A 9,686-nucleotide genomic window follows, 5' to 3' on the forward strand; every position below is an offset into this window, starting at 1 on the left:
GGTTTCCGCTATGGCAACCGGGCGGTGATTCGCGGCCTCTCGCTGGACATCAAGCCGGGCGAGATGATTGGACTGGTCGGCCACAGCGGCTCGGGTAAGAGCACCTTGGTCAACTTGATCTGCCGGTTTTATGACGTCACCGAAGGCAGTATCCGCGTTGACGGGATTGATCTGCGCCGCATCGGCGTGACTGACTACCGTCGACATATCGGCTTAGTTCTGCAGGAGCCTTTCTTGTTCTTCGGCACGATTGCCGAGAACATCGCCTACGGCAAGCCGGAGGCGACGCGGGCCGAGATCGTTAGCGCCGCCCGTGCCGCCCACGCGCATGAGTTCATCTTGCGCCTGCCGCAAGGCTATGACTCGCTGGTCGGCGAGCGGGGTCAGGGCTTGAGTGGCGGTGAGCGCCAGCGCATTTCGATCGCGCGCGCGCTGTTGATCGATCCGCGCATCTTGATCTTGGATGAAGCGACGTCCTCGGTCGACACCGAGACCGAGAAAGAGATTCAAAAGGCGCTCGACAACCTGGTCAAGGGCCGCACGACGATTGCGATCGCCCACCGCCTGTCGACGCTGCGCAAAGCCGACCGCCTGGTGGTGATGGACCGCGGGCAAGTGGTGGAAGAAGGGCCGCACGACGCCTTGATGGAAAAGCGCGGCGCTTATTGGCGCCTGTACGAGGCCCAGGTCCGGCGGGTTGACACCGACGGCGAGCAGACGCTGCCAATGCTGCCGCCCAATTTGAACGCACACACGGCGCAGCAATGATGAGTGATATGACCAAGATCCCCTTTCAAGCCCTGTCGCGCAATGCCTTTGGCCGTTTGCTCATGACCGATGAGCAGGGACGTGAACATAGCGACGTCTGCGTGGTGCGCGCCCACCCGATCTCGGCGCCGGACGAGGGCGTGTCCCTGGTCGGCAGCGATGGCCATGAGCTGGCTTGGATAGAGGATTTGGCCGCGCTGCCGGCGGCCGAGCGCGAGCTGCTGACGGCCGAGTTGGCCAGCCGCGACTTCATGCCGACGATTCAGCGCATCACAGCCGTCTCAACCTTCTCGACGCCCAGCCAATGGACGGTCGAGACCGACCGGGGCGAGACGGTGTTCATTTTGAAGACCGAAGAAGATATTCGCCGCTTGCCCGACGGGCGGCTCCTGATCGCCAGCAGCCACGGCCTGCAGTTGATGATCCAGGACCGCTTCGCTTTGGACCGGCCGTCGAAGAAGCTGCTGGAACGTTTTCTCTGATCAGGCGGGAATGACGCGCTGCGCAATGCCGACGTACAGCGGTATGCCCAGCAAGATATTGAACGGGAAGGTCAGACCCAGCGACATGCCGAAGTAAAGGCTGGGGTTGGCTTCGGGGATGGCGTGGCGGATCACCGCAGGCACGGCGATGTAAGAGGCGCTGGCCGCCAGCACCATCAGCAGCGCTGCATTGCCTTGCGACAAGCCGAAGACCAAGCTCAGCCCTAATGCAATGCTCGCATGCACCAGTGGTGCACCCAAGGCATAAGCGATCAGCAGCGGCGGCTGACGTTGGAGCCCGCCCATATTGCGCGCCGCCAGCAGGCCCATGTCCAGCAAAAAGAAGGCCAACATGCCTTTGAACAAGTCGCCGGCAAAGGGCTTCATCGCGGCTTGGCCCGAGACGCCGCTCAAGATGCCCACCACCATCGCGCCGATCAGGAGCAGTTGCGCGCCATCGGTCAGGGCTTCGTGCATCACCTTGGACAAGGGGCCGGGATTCTGCGTTGTCGCGGTGTTGCCCTGGCCGCGCCGCACCAGATTGGCCAGCAGCACGGCCATGATGATGGCGGGCGACTCCATCAGCGCCATCGCTGCCGCCATATGACCGCCGAAGGCTATTTTCTGTGTGTCCAGATACTGCACGGCTGTGATGAAGGTCACCGCGCTGACCGAGCCATAGGTGGCCGCGATGGCCGCCGCGTCAAAGCCTGACAGGAAGCGGCGCAAAACCCAATAGCCCATCGCCGGCACCAGCACCGCCAGCAGCAGGGCCAGGCCCAGACTGACGCTGACCTCGTGAGTTAGGCCCGATTCTGAGAGGGCAAAGCCACCCTTGAGGCCCAGCGCCATCAGCAGATAGAGCGACAGGAACTTCGAGATCTGCGGCGGTATTTCGAGATTGGATTTGAGCGTGCCGGCAATGATGCCGAACAAAAAGAAAAGGATGGCGGGGTCTAGGAAGCTCTGCATGGCGCGTGATTGTTGCTCTTGGTGAGAGTGCGCGCATTCTCATTGATTCGGTGCTAAGCGGCCAAGCCAATTGATAACTTGTGCAGAAATTCAAACGCCTCCAAGCCCCAGAACCAGGCCGCCCATATCAGGCCGATGCCGAAGGCCATGGCCAGCGCAGCCATGGCCGTTCCGACCAGGATTGCGAGGCCGTCACTGGCCACCAAGCCCAAGCCGACAAACATCAGGGCCAGCGCAGGAAAGTAATTGCCGAATGGAATGGGCAGAATGATCAGCACCGCCATCAATGCAGCTTTGATGGCCAGCCAGCGCCGGGCCTTGTCGCCCGCAAAATGCATCAGGCGGGGTTGCGTCAAACGGCCTGAGCTGGCGTAAAAGCCCGCCAACAAGCGCAGGACGCGCGCCGCCCACAGACCAGAGAGCTCGAAGGCGCCGACACGCAGCGGCAAACTCACGCCGCTGCCGCGCCACAGGTTCAACGCTAGCGCCAAAACCCCGCAACCCAGCACCGTGCCAACACCGGGCACAGGCAAAAGACAGGTGCAGCCAACAGAATCAGCAACGTGCCTTGACCGGCCGGGCCGTGGGCTGCGACGAGATGCTGCAGCGGCACAGCATCGACGGGCAACGCGGCAGCGGCGCGCCGCAGCCGCCTACACAGTGCGGCGGTCATCGCTGGGGGGGTGATACATCGCTAACGCCTTTGAGCGCTGTTCAGAGCATAAAGAGGCCGGCGCCCGCAATGGCGCTGGAGGCGCCAATGCCGGCCAAGAGGCGGCCATCGCGGTGGTTTTTTGCTTTGAATTCGATGTAGGCAACGTACAGGACGCTAGCGGACAAAAATACAATGCCGAGGATGATTCCGTTCATGATTTTCCTTAGTCAAACAAGTCACTGAGCCAGGACTTCTTGCGCCGCTGTGGCTGGCCGTATTGGCCGGAATGGCCCTGCTGGCCTTGATGGCCCTGGTTGCCGTGGCGGCTTTGTGCCGGTGGGTAATCCGAGTCCGCGAAGTCGCTGTGGGCGTGGCTGCGGTGCTGGCTTGGCGTTGAAGCAGGGGACTGAGCCTGCGCGCCAAGTTCGATCAACTTGTCGAGCTCGCCGCGGTCCAGCCAGATGCCTCTGCAACTGGGGCAATAGTCGATTTCAATACCTTGGCGCTCACTCATCGCCAAGGTGCTTTCGGGGCAGCGGGGGCATTTCATGGGGTTCTCACTCTTCAATATGGGGAGTTTGTGTGGCCTGGAATCAGTCGTCCGAGCCGCCGAAACCAAACAGGGCCAACAGGCTGGTGAACAGATTGAAGATCGACACGAACAGGCCGACCGTGGCGAGCACATAGTTGGTCTCGCCGCCATTGACGATGCGGCTGGTCTCAAACAGGATCAGGCCGGCCGACAGCAGTGCCACCATCGCCGATACCGCCAAACCTAAAGCGGGGATTTGCAGGAACACGGCGCCCAGGCCCGCCAGCAGCGCAATCACCATGCCGGCGAACAAGAAGCCGCCCATGAAGGAGAAGTCTTTCTTGGTGGTCAGCACATAGGACGACAGCGCCAAGAAGGTCGCACCGGTGGCGGCCAGGGCCAACATGATGGTCTGCGCGCCGCCCGGCAGGGCCAGTGACTTGGCCAACACCGGGCCGAGGCTGTAGCCCATAAAGCCGGTCAAGGCAAACACGGCCGGGATGGCCCAGCCGCTGTTTTGCAGCTTGTGGATGGCAAACAGCAGGCCGAACAGCGCACCCAGCGTCAGGATCAGGCCGGGAGCGGGCAACTTCATTGCCACGCCGGCGGCCGCGACGGCGGCGCTGAACAGCAGCGTCATCGACAGCAAGGCGTAGGTGTTGCGCAAAACGCGCGCCGTGGCCGGGCTGCTGACGCTGGTGGATGAGCCGCTGCTGTGCTCAATACCGTTTGTGACGGCTGGGCTGGCGTAGGTCTTCGAGCTGGTGTCCATGATGATGTTTGCTTTCGGTTGAATTCGGTGGGGTGGTGTTATCGCTCGGTCGACGCATTCGGCACGAGTTGCAATCGCTTGTCACCGCGCGGATGGCTGCGCCCACGCTGCCAGGCCTTCACCAAGCTGCGTGCCGCACGGGCCAGCGCAGCTTCGAAGGCAGCGCGCCAGACCTTGGCTGTGGCCACAATCACCAGCGTGCCGGCGCCATGCGTGCGCAGCTCCAGGGTGCAGCGCTTGTCGATGCCGCCGCGCGGGCCGTTGACATCACTCATCTGCACGCGGGCCAGGGGTACGTTCAAGGCAATACGACGCATGGCGAAACGCAGCCGCTCGGTCGCAACTTCACGCAGTGCCAGCGCGTCGGCGTCTTTGGATTCGAAATGGACTTGCATATCGGAACTCCTGTGGGCTTGAAAGTGAATGAAGGATAGGCTGCAGCTCAAAAATGAAAAAGCAGATAATCGCGCACAAATACTTCTGTTAAATATGATGAATGGCGGGGCTAACCGATGAGTCTGAGCTATAGCTACAAGCATCTCTACTACTTTTGGGTGGTGGCCAAGGAGGGCGGGGTGTCGCGTGCGGCCGACCGGCTGGGCATGGCGGTGCAGACCGTCAGCACGCAGGTGCGGGAGTTGGAGCGAGCCCTGGGCTATGCCTTGTTGAAGCCGGCCGGGCGTGGCCTGGTATTGACCGAGGCGGGGCAGATTGCCTTGCGGCAGGCCGATCAGATTTTCCAGCTCGGCGAGCAATTGCCGGCCTTGGTGCGTGACGCCGCCAGCACGCCGACCGTGCGCTTGGCAGTGGGCATCTCCAACGGCCTGCCCAAGCTGGCGGTGCGCCGTCTGCTGTTGCCGGTGATGGACGAGCCGGGCCTGCGCCTGCTCTGCCATGAGGATCAGTTCGAGGGTTTGTTGAGCGAGCTGGCGCTGCACCGCCTGGATGTGGTGCTGGCCGACCGGCCGGCTCCGGCCAATCCGAATCTGAAGGTCTACAGCCACTCTTTGGGCTCGGCGCCAATGGCTTGGTATGCGCCCGAGGCCTTTTACGAGCAGGCGCTGGCTGACTTCCCGCGGTCCTTGGCCAAGGTGCCGGTCTTGCTGCCGACCACGCATTCGGCGGTGCGCGCAAGCATTGACCAATGGTTCGAGCGCCTGGGTGTGCAGCCGCACATCGTCGGCGAATTCGAGGACAGCGCCTTGCTGGCTACTTTTGGCGGCGGCGGCATGGGTGTGTTCCCTGCCACCGAGCTGGTGCAAGACAAGCTGATCTCCCGCTATGACTTGCGCCGCGTCGGCGACTGCGAGGGCGTGCAGGAGAACTTCTTCGCCATCGGCGCCGACAAGAAGGTGGCCCATCCGCTGATTCGGCGCCTGCTGGAAGCTCGGCATTGAACTAGAATTCGCAAATTGACGTTTACGTAAGCGTTAACCAAAAAGACGCGCGGACGGCTTTCGATGGCCGGCGCCAAACAATCATGGAGACGCTATGAACTTGCCCGGCCTGAATTTCCAACTTGGTGAAGACATCGACGCGCTGCGCGATGCGGTGCGTGACTTTGCACAAGCTGAGATCGCGCCGCGCGCGGCCGAGATCGATCACTCCGACCAGTTCCCCATGGACCTGTGGCGCAAGCTGGGCGACCTCGGCGTGCTGGGCATCACCGTCGGTGAAGAATACGGCGGCGCGAACATGGGCTATTTGGCCCACATGATCGCGATGGAAGAGATCAGCCGCGCCTCCGCCTCGGTGGGCCTGAGCTACGGCGCGCACAGCAATCTGTGTGTGAACCAGATCAAACGCAATGGCAACGCCGCGCAAAAAGCCAAGTACCTGCCCAAGCTGATCAGCGGCGAGCATGTCGGCGCGCTGGCGATGAGCGAGCCCGGCGCCGGCTCCGACGTCTTGAGCATGAAGCTGCGCGCTGAAGACAAAGGCGGCTACTTTTTGCTCAACGGCAGCAAGATGTGGATCACCAACGGCCCCGACGCCGACACTCTGGTGGTCTACGCCAAGTCCGAGCCCGAAAATGATGACCCCCACGCTTCGCTGCCCCCCGAGGGGGCTCGCCGGCCTTCGGGCGGCCGTGCGGCCGGCGGGGGCGCTCGCAGCATCACCGCCTTTTTGATCGAAAAAGGCATGCCGGGCTTCAGCGTGGCGCAAAAGCTCGACAAGCTGGGCATGCGCGGTAGCCACACCGGCGAGCTGGTGTTCCAAAACGTCGAAGTGCCGGCCGAGAACGTGCTGGGCACGGTCAATGGTGGCGCCAAGGTCTTGATGAGCGGCCTCGATTACGAGCGCGCGGTGCTCACCGGCGGCCCGCTCGGCATCATGCAAAGCGTGATGGACAACGTGATTCCCTATATCCACGACCGCAAACAATTCGGCCAAAGCATCGGCGAGTTTCAGCTGATCCAGGGCAAGGTCGCCGACATGTACACGGTCTTGCAAGCCGGCCGCTCGTTTGCCTACACGGTGGCCAAGAATCTCGATCTGCTCGGCGTCGAGCATGTGCGCCAGGTGCGCAAGGACTGCGCCTCGGTGATTCTGTGGACGGCCGAAAAAGCCACCTGGATGGCCGGCGAGGGCGTGCAGATCTTTGGCGGTAACGGCTATATCAATGAGTACCCCTTGGGCCGCCTCTGGCGTGACGCCAAGTTGTACGAGATCGGCGCAGGCACCAGTGAGATTCGCCGGATGTTGATTGGGCGGGAGTTGTTCGCCGAAACCATGTGAAACCGTTCCCCGCGACAATGCTTGCATGACTACCGAACTCAAAGAGCTGCTCGAAAGCAACCAGCAATGGGCCGCCGACACGGAGGCGCGCGAGCCCGGTTTTTTCTCGCGTTTGCTCAAGCAGCAAACGCCGCAATACCTGTGGATAGGTTGCGCCGACAGCCGCGTGCCCGCCAATGAGCTGGTCAATCTGCTGCCGGGCGAGTTGTTCGTGCACCGCAATGTGGCCAATGTGGTGGTGCATTCGGATCTGAACTGCTTGTCGGTGATGCAATTTGCGGTTGACGCGCTGAAGGTCAAGCACATCATCGTGGTCGGCCACTCCAACTGCGGCGGCGTCAAGGCGGCGTTGCATGACGCCCGCACCGGCTTGGTGGATAACTGGCTGCGCCATGTGCAGGACGTGCGCAACCATCACCAAGCATGGCTGGACACGGTGCCGGCCGCTCAGCGGGTTGACGCCTTGTGCGAGCTCAATGTGCTGGAACAGGCGCGCAATGCCTGCCAGACCACGGTGGTGCAAGACGCCTGGGCGCGCGGGCAGGAGATCGTCGTGCACGGCTGGGTTTATGGTTTGCACAATGGCTTGTTGGAAGACCTCGCCATCACAGCGGCCGCGGCCGAGCAAGTCGGCCCGGCGTTTGCACGCGCCTTGAGCGCGGTCAAGCTGCGCTATGACAGGCAGCGGCTACAGTCGGCCGACTGATTCAACACTGAGGCCTGCCCATGTTCCCGCAGAAGCTGACCGACTCCCGCGCGTTTGAGATAGCCCAGGCCATGCTGGGCGGCTTCAACCGGCATTACGGCCTGTTTCGCGCCACCTCGGCCGCGGCCAAGGGGCGCTTCGAGCGGGCCGATTGGCATGGTCAGCAGCGTGCGCAGCGCGAGCGGATCGAGTTCTACGACGCGCGGGTCGATGAAGCGATCGCCATGCTGGAGCAGCGCTTCCAGACCAGCCACCTGCCCATGGATGTGTGGCAGCAGGTCAAGCTGCACTACATCGGCTTGCTGATCGACCACCACCAGCCCGAGCTGGCCGAGACTTTCTTCAACTCGGTCTGCACCCGGGTGCTGCACCACGGCTATTTCCACAACGATTTCATTTTCGTGCGGCCGGCCGTTTCGACCGAGTACATCGAGAATGAGGAGCCCGCGGCCAAGCCGACCTACCGCGCCTACTACCCGACGCCCGCGAATCTGCAGGAGACCATGCGCCGCGTCGTCACCAACTTCCAGCTGGACCTGGAGTTCGAGGACCTCGGCCGCGACATCGACTGGGTGCTGAACGCGGTGCGCAAGGAGATGGGTGATTTCCGCTGGCGCACCAATTTCCAGATTCAGGTCCTGTCCAGCTTGTTCTATCGCAACAAGGGCGCTTATCTGGTTGGCAAAATCATCAACGGTTTCACCGAGACGCCGTTTGCGCTGCCCATCCTGCACCGCGAGCCTAGGGCCAAGGGCCAAGAGGCCTTGCTCTACATCGACGCAATGCTGTTCGGTGAAGACGATTTGCTGATGCTGTTCAGTTTCGCGCGCGCCTACTTCTTGGTCGATATGGAGGTGCCCAGCGCCTTTGTAGCTTTTCTGCGTTCGATGATGCCGCGCAAGCCGCGCGCCGAAATCTACAGCGCCATCGGCCTGCAAAAACACGGCAAGAACCTGTTCTACCGCGACTTCCTCTACCACCTGCGCCATTCCTCCGACAAATTCCGTATCGCGCCCGGCATCAAGGGCATGGTGATGCTGGTGTTCGATTTGCCGTCTTACCCCTTCGTCTTCAAGCTGATCAAGGACTTCTATCCGGCGCAAAAGGAAACCAGCCGCGAGTTGATTCAGAGCAAGTATTTGCTGGTCAAGCAGCACGACCGGGTTGGCCGCATGGCCGATACGCTGGAATACTCTAACGTCGCATTTCCGCGCCATCGGTTTGAGGATGAGTTGGTCGCCGAGCTGAAGCATTTCTGCCCCAGCCTGCTGGAGATCAAGGGCGACGACCTGGTCTTGAAGCATGTCTATATCGAGCGCCGCATGGTGCCGCTCAATATCTATCTGCAGGAAGCCACGCCGCCGCAAATGGAGCACGCGGTGCTGGAGTACGGCAACGCGATCAAGGATTTGCTGGCCGCCAATATCTTCCCCGGCGATATGTTGTGGAAGAACTTCGGCGTGACACGCAACGGCAAGGTCGTGTTCTATGACTACGACGAGATCGAGTACATGACCGACTGCAACTTCCGCCATGTGCCGCAGCCGCGCAATGAGGAAGAAGAAATGTCCGCCGAGGTCTGGTACCGGGTCGGCCCGCGCGATGTTTTTCCCGAGACCTTCGGGCCCTTTTTGCTCGGCCACCCCGGCGTGCGCGAACTGTTCATGCGCCACCATGCCGATCTGCTCGACGCCGACTACTGGAGCCGCCACAAGCAGCGCATACAGGCCGGTCATGTGCACGACGTCTTTCCCTATGACCCGCACAAACGCTTTGCCTACACGGCAGGCCAAAGTTTTTTTCCGCAGGTTGATGGCGCGGCCTAGATCGCCGCCAGCCATCACGATCTTCCCGTTCAATAAACCACCAGGAGCATTGCTATGTCCGATTCCATCGTCATCGTTTCCGCCGCCCGCACCCCCATCGGCGGCTTGTTAGGCGACTTCGCCGGCCTGCAGGCCTGGGAGTTGGCGGCGTTTGCTATTCAAGCCGCGGTTGAGCGCGCCGGTGTGCCCGGCGACGCGATTCAAGAGGCCTTCATCGGCAACTGCCTGATGGCC

Annotated in this window: 12 protein-coding genes and 1 pseudogene; 7 read left to right on the plus strand and 6 right to left on the minus strand. The window is 61.8% G+C overall.

From position 1 onward, the window contains the following. The coding region (locus tag RMO57_RS15685) for an ABC transporter ATP-binding protein (RefSeq protein WP_310388182.1) at window positions 1–768 on the plus strand (768 nt) is incomplete at its 5' end. Beyond that, window positions 768–1,250 carry a DUF1854 domain-containing protein gene (locus RMO57_RS15690; protein ID WP_310388184.1) on the plus strand — a complete coding sequence of 161 codons (483 nt, stop codon included), beginning with the start codon at window positions 768–770 and terminating at the stop codon, window positions 1,248–1,250. The genes RMO57_RS15685 and RMO57_RS15690, both read left to right, overlap by 1 nt. On the opposite strand, the gene RMO57_RS15695 is transcribed toward RMO57_RS15690, so the two are convergent. From RMO57_RS15695 to RMO57_RS15720, 6 genes are all read right to left on the minus strand, one after another. After that, window positions 1,251–2,222 carry a sodium-dependent bicarbonate transport family permease gene (locus tag RMO57_RS15695; RefSeq protein WP_310388186.1) on the minus strand — a complete coding sequence of 324 codons (972 nt, stop codon included), beginning with the start codon at window positions 2,220–2,222 and terminating at the stop codon, window positions 1,251–1,253. A 53-nt stretch (window positions 2,223–2,275) separates the two neighbouring features. Continuing rightward, window positions 2,276–2,755: an exopolysaccharide biosynthesis protein gene (locus tag RMO57_RS15700; RefSeq protein ID WP_414896442.1), complete on the minus strand. Its 480-nt coding sequence runs from the start codon at window positions 2,753–2,755 to the stop codon at window positions 2,276–2,278. Window positions 2,756–2,936: 181 nt separating this feature from the next. Next, a complete protein-coding gene (locus RMO57_RS15705) occupies window positions 2,937–3,092 on the minus strand; it encodes a hypothetical protein (protein ID WP_310388187.1) in 156 nt (51 codons plus the stop codon). An 8-nt stretch (window positions 3,093–3,100) separates the two neighbouring features. Then, entirely contained in the window at window positions 3,101–3,427 is a 327-nt protein-coding gene (locus RMO57_RS15710) for a zf-TFIIB domain-containing protein (RefSeq protein WP_310388189.1), read from the minus strand. 43 nt (window positions 3,428–3,470) lie between these two features. Continuing rightward, entirely contained in the window at window positions 3,471–4,181 is a 711-nt protein-coding gene (locus RMO57_RS15715) for a Bax inhibitor-1/YccA family protein (RefSeq protein ID WP_310388191.1), read from the minus strand. Between the two features lie 38 nt (window positions 4,182–4,219). Continuing rightward, entirely contained in the window at window positions 4,220–4,576 is a 357-nt protein-coding gene (locus RMO57_RS15720; protein ID WP_310388193.1) for an HPF/RaiA family ribosome-associated protein, read from the minus strand. A 117-nt stretch (window positions 4,577–4,693) separates the two neighbouring features. Between RMO57_RS15720 and RMO57_RS15725 the strand changes: the two genes are divergently transcribed. The 5 genes and pseudogenes from RMO57_RS15725 to RMO57_RS15745 form a co-directional block, all read left to right on the plus strand. Beyond that, window positions 4,694–5,578: a LysR family transcriptional regulator gene (locus RMO57_RS15725; RefSeq protein WP_310388195.1), complete on the plus strand. Its 885-nt coding sequence runs from the start codon at window positions 4,694–4,696 to the stop codon at window positions 5,576–5,578. Window positions 5,579–5,672: 94 nt separating this feature from the next. Continuing rightward, entirely contained in the window at window positions 5,673–6,920 is a 1,248-nt protein-coding gene (locus RMO57_RS15730; RefSeq protein ID WP_310388197.1) for an isovaleryl-CoA dehydrogenase, read from the plus strand. A 25-nt stretch (window positions 6,921–6,945) separates the two neighbouring features. Beyond that, the gene (gene can / locus RMO57_RS15735) at window positions 6,946–7,626 is read left to right on the plus strand and encodes a carbonate dehydratase (RefSeq protein WP_310388199.1); all 681 of its coding nucleotides are present in this window, start codon (window positions 6,946–6,948) and stop codon (window positions 7,624–7,626) included. A gap of 20 nt (window positions 7,627–7,646) precedes the next feature. Continuing rightward, window positions 7,647–9,452: a bifunctional isocitrate dehydrogenase kinase/phosphatase gene (gene aceK, locus RMO57_RS15740; RefSeq protein ID WP_310388201.1), complete on the plus strand. Its 1,806-nt coding sequence runs from the start codon at window positions 7,647–7,649 to the stop codon at window positions 9,450–9,452. Between the two features lie 54 nt (window positions 9,453–9,506). Beyond that, a pseudogene (locus RMO57_RS15745) lies at window positions 9,507–9,686 on the plus strand (acetyl-CoA C-acetyltransferase); the annotation flags it as partial.

This window comes from Roseateles sp. (assembly GCF_031397715.1).
Taxonomy (GTDB): Bacteria; Pseudomonadota; Gammaproteobacteria; order Burkholderiales; family Burkholderiaceae_C; genus Paucibacter_A.

Excerpts from the sequence above, each read along its gene's own strand:
- RMO57_RS15715 (WP_310388191.1), bottom strand. The coding sequence starts at position 4,181 with ATGGACACCAGCTCGAAGACCTACGCCAGCCCAGCCGTCACAAACGGT.
- can (WP_310388199.1), top strand. The coding sequence starts at position 6,946 with ATGACTACCGAACTCAAAGAGCTGCTCGAAAGCAACCAGCAATGGGCC.
- RMO57_RS15725 (WP_310388195.1), top strand. The coding sequence starts at position 4,694 with ATGAGTCTGAGCTATAGCTACAAGCATCTCTACTACTTTTGGGTGGTG.
- RMO57_RS15705 (WP_310388187.1), bottom strand. The coding sequence starts at position 3,092 with ATGAACGGAATCATCCTCGGCATTGTATTTTTGTCCGCTAGCGTCCTG.
- RMO57_RS15690 (WP_310388184.1), top strand. The coding sequence starts at position 768 with ATGAGTGATATGACCAAGATCCCCTTTCAAGCCCTGTCGCGCAATGCC.
- aceK (WP_310388201.1), top strand. The coding sequence starts at position 7,647 with ATGTTCCCGCAGAAGCTGACCGACTCCCGCGCGTTTGAGATAGCCCAG.
- RMO57_RS15720 (WP_310388193.1), bottom strand. The coding sequence starts at position 4,576 with ATGCAAGTCCATTTCGAATCCAAAGACGCCGACGCGCTGGCACTGCGT.
- RMO57_RS15695 (WP_310388186.1), bottom strand. The coding sequence starts at position 2,222 with ATGCAGAGCTTCCTAGACCCCGCCATCCTTTTCTTTTTGTTCGGCATC.
- RMO57_RS15710 (WP_310388189.1), bottom strand. The coding sequence starts at position 3,427 with ATGAAATGCCCCCGCTGCCCCGAAAGCACCTTGGCGATGAGTGAGCGC.
- RMO57_RS15730 (WP_310388197.1), top strand. The coding sequence starts at position 5,673 with ATGAACTTGCCCGGCCTGAATTTCCAACTTGGTGAAGACATCGACGCG.